This window comes from Duganella sp. Dugasp56 (assembly GCF_047304105.1).
Taxonomy (GTDB): Bacteria; Pseudomonadota; Gammaproteobacteria; order Burkholderiales; family Burkholderiaceae_D; genus Rugamonas; species Rugamonas hordei.
This window is the reverse complement of record NZ_JBGLYQ010000015.1, coordinates 126,746-145,255: the sequence shown is the minus strand read 5'-3', so window position 1 is coordinate 145,255 and position 18,510 is coordinate 126,746. Positions and strand designations below refer to the sequence as shown.

The window sequence follows — 18,510 nt, the reverse complement described above, 5'->3', positions numbered from 1 at the left end:
GGGGGGGGTGGCGGGGGGGGGGGGGGGGGGGGCCGGGCGCGGGGGGGGGGGCCCCCCCCCCCGCGGCGGGGCCCCTTATCCCCCCGGTTTTTCCCCACCCGCGCCCCCCCCCCCCCGCGCCGGCGGCGCCGACCGCGCCATCGAGCGTGGTCGACGCCGACGCCGAGACGTTGCGGATATTGGCCGCGTTGACCGCCGCCGCCACCGCATAGGCGCTGCCGGCGCTTTGTCCCGGCAGAGCGCCGGCAGCCGAGGCGCCCACCACCTTGTTGTTGATCACCACGTCGCCGTACTGTATCGCTCCCAGCACCGTGGTGCCGGCCGCCGTCGCCTGCTGCGGCGCCAGGTCGGCCATCGTCTTCTCAAAGCCCGGCTGGATGATCGCGCGCGGTATCGTCAGCATCATGGTCTGGCTGGCTTCCGCGCCCACTTGCAGCTGCTGCGAGTAGCTGCCGTCCAGCAGGCCGATGTTGTTGTAGCGCGCGCCGGCGGCGATGTCCTGGTTGGAGGCGGCCAGCGCGTTGGCCTCGATCTGGATCGCCGCGCGGTCGCCCTGGCTGTTGGTGTCGTTGGCCGCCTGCACCGCCAGCTCGCGCATGCGCTGGAAGTTGTCCAGCAACTGCGCGGCCGCGCCGTCGGCCACCTGCAGTAGCGAAATGCCATCGTTGATATTTTGCCTGGCGCGGTGCAGGCCGTTGACGCCGGCCGTCATGCGCTCGCTGACGGCCAGCCCGGCGGCATCGTCGCGCGCGGAGTTGATGCGCAGGCCGCTGGAGAGCTTTTGCAGGCGCGCAGCAACGTCCTCGCCCGAGCGCGCATAGCTGCGCTGGGCGTTCAGGGAGGAGAGGTTGGTGTTGATCTGCATGCCGGCCGTTAGCGTCGCAACCGCGGAATCGCGGTTGTCGGTTAACTAACGGCGGAAACGCCGAAGACTTGAGACGCCGGCTCAGCCGGGCAACAGCTCCAGCCGCTCGCGCGCCTGCGCCAGCTGCTCGCCGTCCATGCGGGCGGCGGCAGTTTTCAGATAGCGGGCGGCCGCGGTAAAGCCGGCGCGGTCGGCCATCGCCAGCCATATCCATGCCTGGCCGATATCGGCGCGCACGCCCTGGCCGAACATCAGCATCAACCCGAGGTTGAACTGCGCCCGCGCGTGGCCCTGGCCGGCGGCCTTCAGGTACCAGTGGTGCGCCTGCGCGTAATCCTGCGCCAGGCCCTGGCCGTTGTCGTAGCGCAGGCCCAGCGTGAATTGCGCCAGCGCGTGGCCCTGCTCCGCCGCCTTCGCGTACCAGGCGTTGGCCTGCGCGCAGTCGGGCTGCGGACCGTCGTCCTTGTCGAACAGCAGGCCGAGGCTGTACTGGGCCGCCGCGTAATCCTGCTCGGCGGCGCGGCGGTACCAGCCCATCGCCTTGCGTTCGTCGCGCGGCACACCGCGTCCCGTTTCATAGCGCAGGCCGAGATCGAACTGCGCGCGCAGGTGGCCCTGGTCGGCCGCCTTGCGGTACCAGAAGATCGCCTCCTGCGGATCCTGCACCACGCCGTGGCCGGCGTCGTACAGCATGCCCAGATGGTATTGCGCGCCGGGGAAGCCCTGCTCGGCCGCCTTGCGGTACCAGAACTGCGCCTGCTCGTAATCCTGCGGCACGCCCTGCCCGTGGTCGTAGCGCAGGCCCAGGTTGTTCTGCGCCGCCGCATGGCCCTGTTCTGCCGCCTTGCGGTACCAGTCCAGCGCCTTCTGCTCGTCGCGCGGCACGCCCTGGCCGTTGTCGTAGATCAGGCCCAAGTTGAACTGGGAGCTGGCGTGATCCTGCTCTGCCGCGCGGCGATACCACAGGATGGCCTTCTGGCTGTCCTGCGCGATGCCGTCGCCCTTGTCGAAGCGCAGCGCCAAGTTGAACTGCGCCGGCGCGTAGCCCTGGTCGGCCGCCTTGCGGTACCACGACATCGCCTGGCCCACGTCCTGTGGCACGCCCTGGCCGTTGTCGTAGCGCAGGCCCAGATTGAACTGCGCGCGCGGATAGCCCTGCTCCGCCGCCTTGCGGTACCAGGAGATCGCCTGCTTGAAATCCTGCGGCACGCCCTTGCCGGTGTCGTACATCATGCCGAGATTGTTTTGCGCGCCGGCGTCGCCCTGATCGGCCGCCTTGCTGAACCAGTGCATGGCTTTCTGCGTGTCCGCGTCCACTCCCTGGCCCTTGGCGTACAGCCAGCCCAGGTTGTACTGGGCGGCCGCGTAGCCCTGCTCGGCGGCCAGCTGGTACCACGCCGCCGCCTCCTGGTAGTTCTGCTCGACGCCCTGGCCCTTCTGGTACATCACGCCCAGGTTGTACTGCGCGTGTTCCAGGCCGGCGCTGGCGGCCTGGCGATACCAGACCACGGCCAGCTCATAGCTCTGCGCCACGCCCTGGCCGTTGAAGTACATGAAGCCCAGGCTGTGCTGGGCATTGGCGACGCCGCGCTCGGCCAGTCCTTTGACGCGCAGGAATTCGGCTGTGTAGGTGCTGCCGTTGTTCGCGTCGGCTTCGTTGGGACCGTATTTCGTCATGCTGGCTTAGGCTTGGATCGCGATCATCGTCGGTTGAGGTTGAGGGTCGACGCTGGGCACCGCGTGCAGCACGGCGTGGCCGTGGCCATGCGCCATGGACGGCACCGATGCGAGGTTCTGCGCCTGCAGCACATCGATGAAGCTGGTCAGCGAGATCGGGCGGTGGTACAGATAGCCCTGCATCGTGGTGCAGCCGTTGGCCTGTAGGTAGCGCGCCTGCACGTCGGTTTCCACGCCCTCGGCCACCAGGTGCAGGCCGAGGCCGCGCGCGATCGAAATGATCGCCAGGATCACCGGGTAGTGGCCGTTCTCGTCGTGGATCTCCTTGACGAAGGACTGGTCGATCTTGATCGTGTGGATGGGGAAGCGGTGCAGATACGACAGCGACGAATAGCCGGTGCCGAAATCGTCGATCGCCACCGACACGCCCAGCTGGCAAAGCTTGTTGAGCTGCTCGATCGCGTACTGCGGATTGCGGATGCAGATGTTCTCGGTGATCTCGACCTCGATCTGCGCCGGCGAAATGCCGTAGCGCGTCAGCGCGCCGCGCATCTTCTCGAAGAAGTCGCCGCGGTCGAGGTATTGCGGCGACAGGTTCAGCGACAGGCGGATCGCCTCGCCGCCGGCGGCGTTCCACTGCAGCAGGTCGCGGCACAGCGCGCCCAGCATCCAGTCGGAGATCGGCAGCATCAGGCCGTTCTCTTCGGCGAACGGCAGGAACTCGCCGGCCGACAGCAGCCCGCGCTGCGGATGGTTCCAGCGCATCAGGCCTTCGGCGCCGATGATGCGGCCGCTGGCCACGTCGACCTGCGGCTGGTAGTACATTTCCAGCTCGTTCAGTTCCAGCGCCTTGCGCAGGCTCTGCTCCAGCGCGATCTTCTGGTGCGACACGTCCAGCATCGAGTTGTGATAGAAGCTGTGGCCGTTCTTTCCCAGCGCCTTGACCTGGTACATGGCGATGTCCGCGTGGCGCAGCAGCTCGTCGATGGTCTCGCCGTCGCCCGGATAAATCGCGATGCCGATCGAGGCCGAGATGTGCACCTCGTGGCCGTCCAGGTCGAACGGCTTGTGCAGGCTCTCGAGGAACTTGTCGGCGATGGACTTGGCGTCCTGGCGGTCGCGCAGCTCGGGCAGCACGATGGTGAATTCGTCGCCGCCCTGGCGCGCCAGCGTGTCGCCGCGGCGCAGGCAATCCTTGAGCCGCTGCGCCACCTGCTGCAGCAGCTCGTCGCCCTTGACGTGGCCCAGCGTGTCGTTGACCAGCTTGAAGCGGTCCAGGTCGACGAACATCACGGCCAGCTCGGTCAGCTTGCGCTTGGCCTGGATCACGGCCAGGCCCAGGCGGTCCTTGAACAGCATGCGGTTGGGCAGGTCGGTCAGGATGTCGTGGTAGGCCTGGTAGGAGATCACTTCCTCGGCGCGCTTGCGGTCGGTGATGTCGCGCGCGACGCCGTAGGTGCCGAAGAATTCGTGCTTCTTTACCTCGTGGTCCGGGATGTGCATGCCGATCGCGTTGAGCGAGATCGTCATCAGCGTGTTGTTGAAGGTGCGCTCGATGCCGCCGCCGGTATTGCACTTCAGGCGCAGCTCGACGTTGCGCGAGGCGCGTTCGTCGACGCGGCGCTCGTTGAAGGCGTAGCGCGCGCGCTCCTGGTCCTCGTCGTGCACCAGGATCGAGTAGTGCTTGCCGATCAGCTCTTCGCGGGTGAAGCCCAGCAGCTGCTGCACGCGGTCGTTGACGAAGGTGAACTTGCCCTCGTGGTTCAGCGTGTAGATGATGTCCGGTGAACTGTCCACCAGGTAGCGGTACATCTTCTCGGAGTTTTCCAGCTTGGAGGCGATGCGCTCGTTGTCGATGGCCAGGCGGCGCTTCTGCAGCGCGTTCTCCACCGTCTTGAGCAGCTCCTCGCGGCTGTAGGGCTTGCGCAGGTAGTCGTAGGCGCCGCGTTTCAGCGCGCCGATCGCCGCCTCGATGCCGACGTCGCCGCTCATGACGATGACGTCGCCGTCGATGCCCTTGGCGTTGATGAAGTCCATGATCTCGTGGCCGCTCATGTCGGGCAGGCGCAGGTCGAGCAGGATCAGGTCGAACTGGAGCCTGGTCAGCTGGGCCAGCGCTTCACTGCCGCAGGTCGCGGTCACCAGGTGGTAGTCGCGGTCGCGCAGCAGTTCGTACAGGGATGACAGCAGGCGCGGCTCGTCGTCAACGAGCAGGATGCGCGGGCAGTTATCGGTAGCAATGGCGACGGGGGCGTGGTCGTCAGGGTTCACAAGATTCATCATGGCCTTAAACTGAATCCATCACCCGCGTTTGCACGCCGGTGATTTGACTGGCGCTGCCACGGGCGGGCAGCAGAATTTCAAAGGTAGTACCCGTTTTGCCGGATCGGCAGGTAATCAGGCCCTGCATTTTCTTCACCAGGCTATGGACGATGGACAGGCCCAGGCCATGGTGCGCACCTTCCTTGGTGCTGCGTACCGCCGAGAACAGGTTGGCCAGTACTTCGGCCGACAGTCCCGGTCCGGTGTCGCTGATCACCAGCTCCAGATACAGTTTGCGTTCGCGGTTGACGTGACCGCGATGCGATATTTCGATCTTGCCGCCGCCGGTCAGCGCTTCGACCGCGTTCTTGATCAGGTTGACCAGGATCTGCTTGAGCAGGTCGGCGTCGCCGTCGATCTCGGCCGGCTCCTCCTGCATGCGCACCACGATCTGCACCGAAGCCGGCACGAACTCGGTGGCGCGGAACAGGCGCAGCACGTCGTCGACCACGCGCGCGACGTCGGTCACGCGCGAGGCGTCGGTCGGCTGCAGGTCGGCCAGGCCGTTGATCAGCTGGCCGACGCGGTCGATTTCCTCGTTCAGGATCGACATCTCGCCCACCACCGGCTCGCGCTTGGCCAGCTTGCTGTCGAGGACGGACAGGTAGTTCTTGATGATCGACAGCGGGTTGTTCACCTCGTGCACCACGCGGCGCGAGGCTTCGCGGTATTCTTCAGCCACATGGGCGATCTGGCGCCGGGCGTGACCGCGTTCGCTGATCGCCGTTTCCAGCGCGGCCGCGGCCTGCGTGCCGAACGACTGCAGGAAGCGCTCGCGTTTCTGGAACGACGGCATCTGCCAGGCCGGCGCGCCGCCGATCAGGATGCCGAGGCAGCGCTGGTTGGCCACCAGCGGCAGGCACACCATGCCCTCGCTGCCGAGGATGCGGAACAGCTGTTCCTCCGCCACGTTCAAGGTCGGCGACTCGCGGCTGATGTAGGTCAGCTTGCGCTCCAGCGCCGATTCCGCCACCACGCCGCCCTTGTTGAGCGGGATGACGAATTCGGCCAGCTTCTGCAGGTGCTCGCCGGTGGCCATGCCGTGCAGCGCATGGCCGGTCGGATTCTCCATCAGCACCACGGCGTTTTCGAAATCGAACAGGATGCGCGCCGAGCGCGTCATCGATTCCAGCAGGCCGGATTCGCCCTGCTGGCGCGCGAAGGTCTGGCCCATCTCGGACACCAGCACCATGTTGCGCACTTCCTCGGACAGCCGCTGCTGCACCGGATCAACCGCCGGCGGCGCATAGGCGGCCGGCGTCGGGATGTCGTCGGCGCCGGCCAGGTCGATGCCCAGATAGGCGGCGGACTTCTCCACCTGGCGCGCGGCGTTGCGGATGATCTGTTCCAGCGTCCCGGCGTCGAGGCCGCACAGCTGGCTGGCGTCTTCGATGGCCTGCTCCTCCTCGCCCTCGTGGAAGCACAGCAGGTGCGCCAGGCGCACGATGCGGATCAGCGGATGCGCCGACTCCAGGCGCGCAATCGGCTCGTGGTGATACAGCACGCTGTCGGCCAGGAAGGAATCGAGGTGCCAGCGTTCGATCAGCCAGGCGCCCGCTTCCGAGTGCGTGATTTGCAGCGTGCGCTGCTCGACGGCGCACAGATCCTCGTCGTCGCGCGCCGTGAAGTTGAACGAGTATTCCTTGGGCGCGGTCGCCAGCAGCGCCAGCCGGCCGACGTTGTGCAGCAGGCCGGCCAGGTAGGCTTCCTCGACGTGCGGGTACTCCATCTTCTTGGCCACGTCGCGGGCGATGACGGCGGTGGTGAGGGAACCTTTCCAGAAGCCGCGCAGATCGGTGCTGCCCGAATGGGGGAAGCTGTTGAAGGTCTGGAACACGGATTCGCTGATGACCAGCGTCTTGATCATGTCGGTGCCCAGCGACACCAGCGATTGCTCCAGGCCGACCGTGCGCTGGTTGCGGTGGTAGGCCGAGCTGTTGGCGACGGTGAGTATCTTGCTGGTCATCGCCGCGTCCTTGGCGATGAGGGCGGCCAGCTCCGGCATGCCAGCGTCGTCGGCTTGCAAGTGCTCAATCAACTTAATGAGTATCTGCGGCATTGCCGGCAGACGGGCAATCAGCAGGCGATTGCGAATATCATGGTCAGGTTGATGCATCGTATCAAGCGGTCTTGGGGGCCAGGAAACGTTGTATTAAAAAATTATACTAACATAAAGTCTCGTAGTAACTTAATAGCAAGTAAGATTTCTTTCTAAACTAAGTGAATTTCCTGCCGTTAATGATTATCGGACCGGATGGCGTAGAAGCATGCGCCGGTAATAGCGCGACGTCAACCACAAAACGAGAGCCGAGGTACTAAATGCCATCTGTCCCGCGGCTAACCACAGCACCGAATGTGATAGAAAGGGTGCAATCACCCCCGCCACCATCGCTCCCAGCAGGGTCACGGCGAAAGACTGGCAGGATGCCACCGTCCCCCGGATATGCGGAAACAGGTCCAGCGCCAGCAAGGTTGCCCCCGGGGCAACGAGCGACATGCCGAAGGCATACACGAACATCGGCGCCACCGACCACGGCAGCGACGCGGGCATCAGCGCATGGTATGAAAGGTTAAATATCGATGCCGCCAGCAGGAAACAAAAGCCGATGCCGATCTGTCGCGAAAATGTCATCTTTCCGGCAATCCGGTTCGCCGCCAGCGCGCCGAGGAAGATCCCCGCCACCGATGGAATGAACAGCCAGCCGAACTGGCCCGGCCCCAGGCCCAGGTGTTGGGGCAGGAACACCGGCGCCGACGAGATATACAGGAACAATCCGGCGAAGTTCAGCGCCACCACGCCGGACTTCATGTGGAACAGCGGCGAGCGCAGGATTTCGCCGTAATTGCGCAGCAGGAAGCGCGGATTGAAGGGATGGCGCTTTTCCTTCGGCAGCGTTTCCGGCAGGCGGCGGTAGCAGTAGATGAACAGCAGCACGCTGTAGGCCAGCAGCGCCAGGAAGATGGCGCGCCAGTCGAACAGCGTGACCACCCAGCCGCCCAGTATCGGCGCGATGGCCGGCGCGATCGAGAAGATCATCGTCACCATCGACAGCAGGCGCGCGGCGGCGGCATCCTCATACAGGTCGCGGATGATGGCGCGGCCGACCACCACCCCGGCGCCCGCCGATACGCCCTGCAGGATGCGGAACACCCACAGGTACTGGACCGTGTGCGCGGCGGCGCAGCCCAGCGTGCCGATGGTGAACGTCACCAGCGACACCAGGATCACGTTGCGGCGGCCGAAAGCGTCCGACAGCGCGCCGTGCCACAGCACCATGCAGGCAAAGGACAGCATGTAGAAGGTCAGGCTTTGCTGGACCTCGATAGCGCTGGCATGCAGCGTGGCCTGGATGTTGGGGAAGGCCGGCAGATAGGCGTCGATCGAGAAAGGCCCCAGCATCGACAACGCGGCCAGCGTGGCGGCCAGCGCGCCGGCGGAGAGCACCCTCATGTGCGAAGGCGGCGGCGGCGGAATGTCCGCGGCGGGGTCGGGAGGAATATTGGCGGGAGGCGTAGGGAACATAAAACGTTTTCCTTCGAGAGCGCATGCTGTCACCCCCACTCCTGGCGCATAGGATGGGGGGGGGCCGGCCCCGCGCGGCCCCGCGGGGTCAGGCGGTTAGACTTCTTTAGGTTTGGCGGCTTCGCGGCGGTTGAAGCCAGCCACCATATCGAAGCGGAACAAGCGGCATTCCAGCGCTCCGTTGAAGAACGGCGTCTTGCGCGATTCCTTCAGGCGCAGCAGCTTGGGCAGGCCCAGGTCCGCCGTGAACAGGAACACCGTCCAGCCGGCGAAGCGCTGCTTGAGCGTGGTCGACAGCGCCGAGTAGAAGCTGCTCGCCAGTTCGTCTTCCGGCAGCGTGCTGTCGCCGCGCACGCCGATACGCTCTCCGTACGGCGGGTTGGTCAGCAGGATGCCCGGCTGCTCGGTCGGCGCCTTCACTTCCTGCGCCTCGATCTGCTTGAGCGGCACGTCGAACATGATGCCGGCGCATTTCAGGTTATGGCGCGTCATCGCCACCATGTCGCCCGAGATGTCGGAGCCGAAGATGGTCGGCGACTCAGGCAGCGGATTGGCCTTGATCGAATTCTTCATGTCGTTCCACGGCGCCGGATCGAAGTCGTTGAAGGCTTCGAAGGCAAAGCGGCGGCGCGCGCCCGGCGGTATGCCCTGCACCATCTGCGCCGCTTCGCACAGGATGGTGCCGGAGCCGCACATCGGGTCGAACAGCGGCATGCCCGGCTTCCAGCCCGACACGCGCAGCAGGCCGGCGGCCAGGTTCTCGCGCAGCGGCGCGTCGCCGGTTTCCTCGCGCCAGCCGCGCTTGAACAGCGCCTCGCCCGAGGTGTCGAGATAGATGATGAACTGGCGCGCGTCGAGGAAGCCGACGATGCGCATGTCCGGCTCCTTGGTGTTGACCGAGGGACGCTTGTCGAACTGGTCGCGGAAGCGGTCGCAGATGGCGTCCTTGATCTTCAGCGTGGTGAACTCCAGGCTTTTCAGCGGCGACTTCACGGCGGTGACGTCGACGCGGATGGTATGGTCGTAGGTGAACCAGTCTTCCCACGGCTGCGCCAGCACCAGGTCGTAGATGTCGTTCTCGTTCTGGTAGCCGGTGACGGCCATGCGCATCAGCACGCGCGAGGCGATGCGCGAGTGCAGGTTGATGCGGTAGGAATCAAGCAGGTCGCCCGAGCAGTGCACGCCGCCCGGAACCTGGTTGTGCACCTTCATGGTGGTGCTGAGTTGGGCGATCTCGCCCAGCTCTTCGGCCAACGCCGCTTCCATGCCGCGCGGGCATGGGCAAAAATAGGATGCCATAGGTGTACCTTTTGTCCGTTAAAAAATGCGCGCCGCCCGAGTGGCGCGGCGCGTTTACTTCTGCATTGCCCGCTCCAGGAAGTCCAGGCGGTCCTGGCCCCAGAAGCTTTCTCCATCCAGCACATACCACGGCGAGCCGAATACGCTGGCCGCCGTCGCATCTTCCGTGTTGCGGTCGTACTCGGCCTGCACGCTGGCCGTTTCCGCCGATTTGATCAGCGCGCGGCCATCGAGGCCGCAGCTGCCGGCGATCTGCGCCAGCGTGTCTTCGTCGCCGATATTCTTGTCCTCCGCCCACAGCGCGCGCATGACGGCGAACGACAGCGCCAGCGCCACGTCGACGCCGTGCGTCAGGCGCGCCGCCACCACCATCTTGTTCGACAACTCCGGCGACACCGGGAAGAACTTCGGCTGCACATTCAGCGGAATGCCGAGAAAATCCGACCAGCGCGTCAGCTCCAGCAGCCGGTAAGCCTGGCGCTGCGGCGCGCGCTTGGCCAGCGGCAGGCCGCCGGACACGCCGAACACCTTGCCCAGGTCGAAAGGCTTGACCTCGATCTGCACGCCATGCCGGCGCGCCATCTCAACCAGGCGGTCATGGCCCATGTAGGCCCACGGCGAATGGGTGGCGAAAAAATACTGGCAAACTTTGCTCATGACGCTCCGATCAGAATGGTTTGACGACTACCAGCAGCACGATCGCCAGCATCAAAAACACCGGCATTTCATTAAACACGCGATACCACTTGTGGCTGCGGGTATTAGCCCCCTTCTCGAACTTCTTCAGCATGCCGCCGCACGCGTGGTGGTAGCCGATCACCAGCACCACGAAGAACAGCTTCGCATGCAGCCAGTGCGGCATCTGCGCGCCGTACTGCATATAGACCAGGATCGCGCCGAACACCACCGCAAACACCGACAGCCACATCGAGAAGCGATACAGCTTGCGCGCCATGAGCAGCAGGCGCGCGGTGGCGGCCTTGTCGGTCTCCATCGCCAGGTTGACGAAGATGCGCGGCAGGTAGAACACGCCGGCCATCCAGGCAATGACGAAGAATATGTGCAGCGCTTTAATCCAGAGCATGGCTTCCTTTATTGACGGATTTCGCCGTGACCGAACACGACGTACTTCAGCGAAGTCAAACCTTCCAGCCCGACCGGGCCGCGCGCGTGCAGCTTGTCGTTCGAGATGCCAATTTCGGCGCCCAGGCCGTATTCGAAACCGTCGGCGAAGCGGGTCGAGGCGTTGATCATCACCGAGGCCGAATCGACTTCGCGCAGGAAGCGCATCGCGGCCGTATGGTCTTCCGTGATGATGGCTTCCGTGTGCTTCGACGAGTACTTGTTGATGTGCTCCATCGCCTCGTCGATACCGTCGACGATCTTCACCGACAGGATGGCCGCCAGGTACTCGGTCGACCAGTCTTCCTCGGTGGCCGCCGCCAGATGCGGGTAGCCCGTCAGGATCGCCGCCGCTTCCGCGTCGGCGCGCAGCTCGACCTGTTTGGTGGCGTACAGTTTGGCCAGCTCCGGCAGCACCGCCGGCGCGATCGCACGCGCCACCAGCAGCGTTTCCATGGTGTTGCAGGTGCCGTAGCGGTGACACTTGGCGTTGAAGCCGATGTCGACCGCCTTCTTCAAATCGGCCCTGGCGTCGATGTAGACGTGGCAGATGCCGTCCAGATGCTTGATCATCGGCACGGTGGCCTCTTCCATCAGGCGCGCGATCAGGCCCTTGCCGCCGCGCGGGACGATGACGTCCACGTACTCCGGCATCGTGATCAGCGCGCCAACGGCGGCGCGGTCGGTGGTGTCCACGACCTGCACGCCATCCTCCGGCAGGCCCGCGCCGGCCAAACCTTCCTTGACCAGCTTGGCCAGCGCGCGGTTGCAATGGATCGCTTCCGAGCCGCCGCGCAGGATGGTTGCGTTGCCGCTCTTGATGCACAGCCCCGCCGCATCGACCGTGACGTTCGGACGCGACTCGTAGATGATGCCGATCACGCCCAGCGGCACGCGCATCTGGCCCACTTGGATGCCCGACGGGCGGAATTTCAAGCCGGAGATTTCACCGATGGGGTCCGGCAGCGCGACGATCTGGCGCAGGCCTTCCACCATCGTGGCGATGGCCTTGTCGGACAGCGCCAGGCGGTCCAGCATGGCCGGCGCCAGGCCGTTGGCGGCCGCCGCGTCCATATCCAGTTGGTTCGCGGCGCGCAGTTGTGCGGCGTCGCGCTCGATCGCATCGGCGATCAGCGTCAGCGCGCGGTTGCGCGTGGCGCTGTCGGCGCGGGCCATGGCGCGCGATGCCTTGCGCGCCTGCTGGCCCAGTTGTTCCATGTAGTGCTTGATATCCATCGTCAGCTTTCCTAACCGCGCGCGACCTTCAGTGCCAACTGCAGCATCGAATCCCACGCGTCGCCGGCATGCGCTTTGGCGCGCAAGCCCTTGATCATCTTGTCGACCTGCGCCGCGTCCTTCATCGCCGCCTCCAGTACAGGCAGCGAGATGCGGCGCAGCGCCGGCTCCATCATGCGTTCCTTCGGTCCCCAGATACGATACTCCTTGAGCAGCGCACCCAGCGGACGGCCCTGCGCCATGCCCGACTTGAGCTTGAGCAGCGTGCGGATTTCCTCCGACACGGCCCACAGCACCAGCGGCAGCGCTTCGCCCTCGCCCTTCAAGCCTTCCAGCATGCGCACCAGACGCGCCGGATCGCCCGACAGCATCGCTTCGCTGAGCTTGAACACGTCGTAACGCGCCACGTTCAGCACCGCATCGTGCACCTGCTCGTAGGTCAGCTTGCCCGGCTCGTGCAGCAAGGCCAGTTTCTGTATCTCCTGATGGGCCGCAAGCAGGTTGCCTTCAACGCGATCGGCGATGAAATCGATGCTCTGCCGGTCCGCGCTCTGCCCTTGTGCGGCAAGGCGCTGGCCTATCCAATTGGGCAACTGCGCCCGTTCCACCTGCACGATGTCGATATACACCGCGGCTTGTTGCAGGCTGGCGACCCAGGCCGCCTTCTGCGTCTGCCAGTCCAGCTTGGGCAGCGTGATCAGGGTCAGGTTGTCCGGACTCAGATCCTTCACATAATTCTGCAGCGCCGCGCCGCCATCCTTGCCCGGCTTGCCGGTCGGGATGCGCAGCTCGATCAGCTTCTTGTCGCCGAACAGCGACAGCGCCTGGTTGGCCGCCAGCAGCTCGCCCCACTTGAAGCTGCGCTCCACGGTCAGCACGTCGCGCTCGGAATAGCCTTGCGCGCGCGCCGTCTTGCGGATCTTGTCGGCCGCCTCCAGCGCCAGCAAATGCTCGTCGCTGGTAATGACGTACAGCTGCGACAGCGATTTGCTCAGATGGCCGTCCAGCGCTTCCAACCTTAATTGCATCGCGCGTCCTTACGCCTTCGGCGGCAGCGAAACCTGCGGCACCTTGATGGCCGCGATACGGCGCATCATCTGCTGCACCAGGTCGGTCTGCATATCCTTGTACAGCAGCGCTTCTTCCTGCTCCTTCGCCAGCAACTGGGTTTCGTTGAAGTCGATCGGGCGGGTCAGCAGCAGCTGGGTGTTCCCCAGCAGCTCCTTGCCCTGTTTGTCCAGCACGCGGAACACGATGTTGTACGACAGCAGATACTGACGCACGCGGCCATTGCTGTTCAGCGACAGGATGGACTTGGTGCGGGTCTTCTCCGGATCGGAAATCACTTCGATCACGCCGTCGGCGTCCTTGGGCGAATTGACGATCGTCGTGCCGCCGTTGGCGCGGATGTTGCGCTTCAAATCGATCGCCAGCGGCGACGACTCCGGCAGCCCGACATACATCGTCGGGAACGGCAGCGTGTAATGGCCGCCGTCGCCGCGCAGATGGAAGCCGCACGCCGACAGCACCAGCGACAGCGCCAGCAGCGCCGCCCAGAGCCGGCCGCGCCGGAACAGATTCGAAGTAGTCGCCATGTTGTATCCGTTTAAACCACGATGTTGATCAATTTGCCCGGCACCACGATGACCTTCTTCGGCGTGCCTTCGATGAACTTCTGCACGCTTTCCTCGGCCAGCGCCGCCGCCTCGATGCTCGCCTTGTCGGCGGTTTTCGACACGACCACGCTGCCGCGCAGCTTGCCGTTCACCTGGATCATCATCTCGATCTCGGCCTGCTCCAGCGCAGCGGGATCGACCTGCGGCCACTGCACGTTGAGGATGTCGCCGTGCGCCTTGGCGTAGCCCAGTTCTTCCCACAGCACGTGGGTGATGTGCGGCGCCACAGGGTTCAGCAGGCGCAGGAAGATCGCGTAGCCTTCGGACACCGACGCGGCATCCGCATCCTTGGCCGATTCCAGCGTGTTGAGCATCTTCATGCAGGCCGACACCACGGTGTTGTACTGGATGCGCTTGATGTCGTAGTCCGCCTGTTGCAGCACCTTGTGCAGCTCGCGGCGCAGGGTCTTGCCGGCGTCGGTGGCGGCGGCGGCGGTCAGCGGCGCGCCGGCGGCGGCGATGGCCTCGCGCTGCGCGTAGCCGAACGCCCACACGCGGCGCAGGAAGCGGTTGGCGCCTTCGACGCCGCTGCCCGACCATTCCAGCGTCTGTTCCGGCGGCGAGGCGAACATGGTGAACAGGCGCGCGGTGTCGGCGCCGTACTGTTCGATCTGCGCTTGCGGATCAATGCCGTTGTTCTTCGACTTGGACATCTTCTCGGTGCCGCCGATCAGCACCGGCTGGCCGTCGGCCTTGGACACGGCGCCTTGCGGACGGCCCTTGTCGTCCAAGGTCAGGTCGACGTCGGCCGGGTTGAACCAGGTCTTCTTGCCGGCCGCGTCTTCGCGGTAGTAGGTCTCGTTCAGCACCATGCCCTGCGTGAGCAGGTTGACGAACGGCTCGTCGAACTTGACCAGGCCGAAGTCGCGCATGATCTTGGTCCAGAAGCGCGCGTACAGCAGGTGCATGACCGCGTGTTCGATGCCGCCGATGTACTGGTCCATCGGCATCCAGTAGTCATTGCGCTCATCGACCATCTTGTCCGCACCCGGCGAGGTATAGCGCATGTAGTACCACGACGAATCGACGAAGGTGTCCATGGTGTCGGTTTCGCGGCGCGCGGGCTTGCCGCACTGCGGGCAGTCGCACTTGAGGAAGGCTTCGTATTTGTTCAGCGGGTTGCCGGTACCGTCGGGTACGCAGTCTTCCGGCAGCACCACCGGCAGGTCTTTTTCCGGCACCGGCACCACGCCGCAGTCGCCGCAATGGATCATCGGGATCGGCGTGCCCCAGTAGCGCTGGCGCGAGATGCCCCAGTCGCGCAGGCGGAAGGTGATCTTCTTCTCGCCCAGTCCCTTGGCTTCCATGTCGGCGGCCACGGCGTCGACGGCTTCCGCGTAGCGCAGGCCGTCGTATTTGCCGGAGTTGGTGACGATGGAGATGTCCTTGTCGCCGTACCATTCCTGCCAGGCGTCGGTGGAGAATTCCTTGCCTTCGGCCTTGATGACCTGCTTGATCGGCAGATTGTATTTCTTGGCGAAGGCGAAGTCGCGCTCGTCGTGCGCAGGCACGCCCATGACGGCGCCGTCGCCGTAAGTGATCAGCACGTAGTTGCCGACCCAGACTTCGACTTGCTCGCCGGTCAGCGGATGGGTGACGAACAGGCCGGTCGGCATGCCCTTCTTCTCCATCGTCGCCATGTCCGCTTCGATGACGGAGCCCAGCTTGCACTCGGCGTTGAACGCGGCCAGTTCCGGATTGGTCTGCGCGGCGTGGATCGCCAGCGGGTGCTCGGCCGCCACGGCGGCGAAGGTCACGCCCATGATGGTGTCCGGACGGGTGGTGAAGACGTACATCTTGCCGTCCTGGATCAGGGAGCCGTCGGCGCCCTTGATCTGGTGCGGGAAGGCGAAGCGAACGCCGGTCGACTTGCCGATCCAGTTGGTCTGCATGGTGCGCACGCGCTCGGGCCAGCCTGGCAGCTTGTCGTCGACATAGGCCAGCAGCTCATCGGCGTAGTCGGTGATGCGGGCGTAGTACATCGGGATTTCGCGCTTTTCGATCAGCGCGCCCGAACGCCAACCGCGGCCGTCGACCACCTGCTCGTTGGCCAGCACGGTCTGGTCGATCGGATCCCAGTTCACGGTGCCGGTCTTTTTGTAGATGATGCCTTTTTCCAGCATCTTCAGGAACATCCACTGGTTCCACTTGTAGTATTCCGGCTTGCACGCGGTCATTTCACGCGACCAGTCGATCGCCAGGCCCATCGACTCCATCTGCTCGCGCATGTGGGCGATGTTGGAATAGGTCCATTGCGCGGGCGGCACGTTGTTGGCCATCGCCGCGTTTTCCGCCGGCATGCCAAACGCGTCCCAGCCCATCGGCATCAGCACGTTGTAGCCGTTCATGCGCAGATAGCGGTACATCACATCGTTGATCGTATAGTTGCGGACGTGACCCATGTGCAGCTTGCCCGATGGGTAAGGCAGCATCGAGCATGCGTAATACTTGCCTTTCGGGAAACGCGGGTCGTGCTCGACAGCTTTGTAGGCGTCGATGGCTTTCCAGTGGGATTGCGCGGCTTTTTCTACGTCGGCGGGACTATATTTATCTTGCATGGTGGTGTGGCGCCAATAAGTGAATATGAACCGGACATTATACTGGGTCGCGCAGCGAATGAGCGTGCGGGCTCCGCCTTGGCCTTCGCCGCCGCGCGCGCAGTTGGGTTTTTGGCAATTTCAAGTTGATTCCATGCAATAATAGCGGCTGTTCTTTTGTACAGCCCGCCATGTCCCAGCCTTCCGCCGCCCTCCGGCAACCCGCCGCGCCACCTGCCGTCCCCGCCGTCCAGCCCCATCTGCGCCGCTACATCCCCGAAATCGACGGCCTGCGCGCGCTGGCCGTACTGCTGGTGGTGTTCTGCCACGCCAAGTTTGCGCTGTTTGCCGGTGGCTATATCGGTGTCGATGTTTTTTTTGTCATTTCGGGCTACGTGGTGTGCGGTTCCATCCTGGCCGACCAGGACGCCGGCGCCTTCCATCTGAAGGATTTCTACGCGCGCCGCCTCAAGCGCCTGGCGCCGTCGCTGTACCTGATGGCGGCGCTGACGCTGGTCTTCGGCCTGATCTACTGCTTCCCCGACAACAATGCGGAGCTGCTCAAGAATATCGGCTTCCTCTCGCTGCTCGCCGCCAACGTCTACCTGGCCAAGCAGACCGGCTACTTCGACCTCGAGGCGGAGCGTCATCCGTTGCTGCACACCTGGTCGCTGTCGGTGGAAGAGCAGTTTTACCTGGTCATTCCGCTGCTGCTGATCGCCCTGCGCAACAAGGGCCGCTGGTTCAAGCTCGGCCTGCTGTCGGCGCTGTGGGCAGGTTTCTTTGCCTACTCCTGCTATCGCGTCGCCCATCCCAGCCCCGGCGCCTACTACTACCTGCAGGGGCGCGTGTTTGAATTCCTGGTCGGCATACTGCTGGCGGTATATTTTCACAAGTTTGCCATTCGGGCGCGCAGCGCAGTCTTCGACATGCTGCTGCTGGCCGGCCTGCTGCTGATAGGCTGGTGCGGCCTGCACTACGACGCCCGGACCGCCATGCCGGGGCTGGCCGCGCTGTGGCCCTGCCTGGGCGCCGCGCTGGTCATCGTTGGCATCCAGGGCGCGCGCCATGCCGGCCTGTTGCTGCGCAACGGCGCCGCCGCCTTTACCGGCAAGATCTCCTACGTGCTGTATCTGTGGCACTGGCCCGTGATCTTTGCCTTCATCCGCCTGGAACTCAACACCCCTTACTGGATGGCGGTCGCCATCGCGCTCTCGGTCGTGCTGGCCGTCGCCACGCACTACCTGGTCGAGCAGCCACTGCGCAAGGCAGCGTGGTCGCCGAAGAAATCCGCGCTGCTGCTGTTCGCCGCGCCAGTGGCGGTGGCGCTGGCCTTGCTGGGCGTAGCCCGCGTGACCGACAACTTCACCCTCTTTTATCCAGAGAAATACCGCCTCAACCACCTGGCTTCCGGCCGCACGGTGTTCAAGGAAAAACGCGCCGACACCTGCTGGACCAAGAGCGGCATTACGCCCGAGCAGCAATGCACGGTGGGCGACACCGGCTCGCCGGTGAAGGCCGTGCTGTGGGGCGACAGCCATGCCTACCACCTGATCGACTTCATGGACCAGCTGGGCAAGGACAACCGGCTGGCCATCCATGACCTGACGTTCACGATGTGCGCGCCGATCGGAAACAGCCCGGCGCGGGCCGGCGATCCGGGCTTCCAGAAGCATGCGGAAGATTGCCGCGCGCATGGGCTGGCGACGATGAGCTACATCCTGTCGCAGCCGGGCGTGAAAGTGGTACTGATGGCCGCCACCTGGGACATCTACACCAACACCACGCCAGGCGCCAATCCGCCACCGAGCCTGCATGGCTTCCTGCCGGGCCAGATCAATGCCGAGCTGGCCGGGACCATCGCCCAGCTGGAAGCGGCGGGCAAGAAAGTCGTCTTCGTCGACGACATCCCCATCTTGCCGCCGGCGCTGGAAGATTGCGTCGCCAACAAGCTGTACCTGCCGAGCCGCCAGGCCAGCAGCTGCACCTATCCGAGGGCCGAGACGGCGGCGCGCTACCAGCTCATCACCTCGGTGCTGGGACCGATGACGGCCAAGTTCCCGAACACGGCCATCCTCCATACCTACGACGTTCCGTGCGATGATGCCGTATGCCGTTCGGAACTGCTGGACACGCCGCTGTACAGCCACAACGACCGCGGTCACCTGGGCGCCGGCGGCAGCGCGGTTTACTACCGCGCCTATAAACAACGCCATCCCGGTGAAGCAAGCAGGATACTGACCTTGCCCTAGC

12 protein-coding genes and 1 pseudogene are annotated in these 18,510 nt (G+C 64.7%); 1 reads left to right on the top strand and 12 read right to left on the bottom strand.

The annotated features are described in order from the left end of the window. The 12 genes and pseudogenes from ACCD07_RS12955 to leuS all read right to left on the bottom strand — a co-directional run. A pseudogene (locus ACCD07_RS12955) lies at positions 1-865 on the bottom strand (flagellin); the annotation flags it as partial. An 81-nt stretch (positions 866-946) separates the two neighbouring features. Next, positions 947-2,542: an SEL1-like repeat protein gene (locus ACCD07_RS12950; protein ID WP_176655698.1), complete on the bottom strand. Its 1,596-nt coding sequence runs from the start codon at positions 2,540-2,542 to the stop codon at positions 947-949. Positions 2,543-2,548: 6 nt separating this feature from the next. Then, positions 2,549-4,825 (bottom strand): putative bifunctional diguanylate cyclase/phosphodiesterase, encoded by a 2,277-nt coding sequence (locus ACCD07_RS12945; RefSeq protein ID WP_176655699.1) that lies wholly within the window; start codon positions 4,823-4,825, stop codon positions 2,549-2,551. Positions 4,826-4,829: 4 nt separating this feature from the next. After that, positions 4,830-6,923: an HDOD domain-containing protein gene (locus tag ACCD07_RS12940; protein ID WP_176655700.1), complete on the bottom strand. Its 2,094-nt coding sequence runs from the start codon at positions 6,921-6,923 to the stop codon at positions 4,830-4,832. A 183-nt stretch (positions 6,924-7,106) separates the two neighbouring features. Further along, on the bottom strand, positions 7,107-8,387 hold the full coding sequence (locus tag ACCD07_RS12935) for a multidrug effflux MFS transporter (RefSeq protein ID WP_176655701.1): 1,281 nt from the start codon (positions 8,385-8,387) through the stop codon (positions 7,107-7,109). A 96-nt stretch (positions 8,388-8,483) separates the two neighbouring features. Beyond that, positions 8,484-9,686, bottom strand: a complete 1,203-nt coding sequence (locus ACCD07_RS12930; RefSeq protein ID WP_413447548.1) for a THUMP domain-containing class I SAM-dependent RNA methyltransferase — start codon at positions 9,684-9,686, stop codon at positions 8,484-8,486. 54 nt (positions 9,687-9,740) lie between these two features. Continuing rightward, a complete protein-coding gene (locus tag ACCD07_RS12925; protein ID WP_353404344.1) occupies positions 9,741-10,343 on the bottom strand; it encodes a 2-hydroxychromene-2-carboxylate isomerase in 603 nt (200 codons plus the stop codon). A gap of 10 nt (positions 10,344-10,353) precedes the next feature. Beyond that, the gene (locus ACCD07_RS12920; RefSeq protein ID WP_176655703.1) at positions 10,354-10,770 is read right to left on the bottom strand and encodes a CopD family protein; all 417 of its coding nucleotides are present in this window, start codon (positions 10,768-10,770) and stop codon (positions 10,354-10,356) included. Between the two features lie 8 nt (positions 10,771-10,778). Then, positions 10,779-12,044: a glutamate-5-semialdehyde dehydrogenase gene (locus ACCD07_RS12915; RefSeq protein ID WP_413447547.1), complete on the bottom strand. Its 1,266-nt coding sequence runs from the start codon at positions 12,042-12,044 to the stop codon at positions 10,779-10,781. A gap of 11 nt (positions 12,045-12,055) precedes the next feature. Then, a complete protein-coding gene (gene holA, locus ACCD07_RS12910; protein ID WP_413447546.1) occupies positions 12,056-13,072 on the bottom strand; it encodes a DNA polymerase III subunit delta in 1,017 nt (338 codons plus the stop codon). 9 nt (positions 13,073-13,081) lie between these two features. Further along, positions 13,082-13,639 carry an LPS assembly lipoprotein LptE gene (gene lptE, locus ACCD07_RS12905; RefSeq protein WP_176655706.1) on the bottom strand — a complete coding sequence of 186 codons (558 nt, stop codon included), beginning with the start codon at positions 13,637-13,639 and terminating at the stop codon, positions 13,082-13,084. Positions 13,640-13,650: 11 nt separating this feature from the next. Then, positions 13,651-16,278 carry a leucine--tRNA ligase gene (leuS, locus tag ACCD07_RS12900; RefSeq protein ID WP_413447545.1) on the bottom strand — a complete coding sequence of 876 codons (2,628 nt, stop codon included), beginning with the start codon at positions 16,276-16,278 and terminating at the stop codon, positions 13,651-13,653. A gap of 170 nt (positions 16,279-16,448) precedes the next feature. On the opposite strand from leuS, the gene ACCD07_RS12895 reads away from it, so the two are divergent. Further along, complete coding sequence (locus ACCD07_RS12895) at positions 16,449-18,509, top strand: acyltransferase family protein (protein WP_413447544.1); 2,061 nt, start codon at positions 16,449-16,451, stop codon at positions 18,507-18,509. Position 18,510: the final 1 nt, after the last annotated feature.

Bases quoted from the DNA above. Each gene is read 5' to 3' on its own strand.
- ACCD07_RS12935 (WP_176655701.1), bottom strand. From the start codon at position 8,387: ATGTTCCCTACGCCTCCCGCCAATATTCCTCCCGACCCCGCCGCGGAC.
- holA (WP_413447546.1), bottom strand. From the start codon at position 13,072: ATGCAATTAAGGTTGGAAGCGCTGGACGGCCATCTGAGCAAATCGCTG.
- ACCD07_RS12950 (WP_176655698.1), bottom strand. From the start codon at position 2,542: ATGACGAAATACGGTCCCAACGAAGCCGACGCGAACAACGGCAGCACC.
- ACCD07_RS12925 (WP_353404344.1), bottom strand. From the start codon at position 10,343: ATGAGCAAAGTTTGCCAGTATTTTTTCGCCACCCATTCGCCGTGGGCC.
- ACCD07_RS12930 (WP_413447548.1), bottom strand. From the start codon at position 9,686: ATGGCATCCTATTTTTGCCCATGCCCGCGCGGCATGGAAGCGGCGTTG.
- leuS (WP_413447545.1), bottom strand. From the start codon at position 16,278: ATGCAAGATAAATATAGTCCCGCCGACGTAGAAAAAGCCGCGCAATCC.
- ACCD07_RS12895 (WP_413447544.1), top strand. From the start codon at position 16,449: ATGTCCCAGCCTTCCGCCGCCCTCCGGCAACCCGCCGCGCCACCTGCC.
- ACCD07_RS12945 (WP_176655699.1), bottom strand. From the start codon at position 4,825: ATGATGAATCTTGTGAACCCTGACGACCACGCCCCCGTCGCCATTGCT.
- ACCD07_RS12920 (WP_176655703.1), bottom strand. From the start codon at position 10,770: ATGCTCTGGATTAAAGCGCTGCACATATTCTTCGTCATTGCCTGGATG.
- lptE (WP_176655706.1), bottom strand. From the start codon at position 13,639: ATGGCGACTACTTCGAATCTGTTCCGGCGCGGCCGGCTCTGGGCGGCG.
- ACCD07_RS12915 (WP_413447547.1), bottom strand. From the start codon at position 12,044: ATGGATATCAAGCACTACATGGAACAACTGGGCCAGCAGGCGCGCAAG.
- ACCD07_RS12940 (WP_176655700.1), bottom strand. From the start codon at position 6,923: ATGCCGCAGATACTCATTAAGTTGATTGAGCACTTGCAAGCCGACGAC.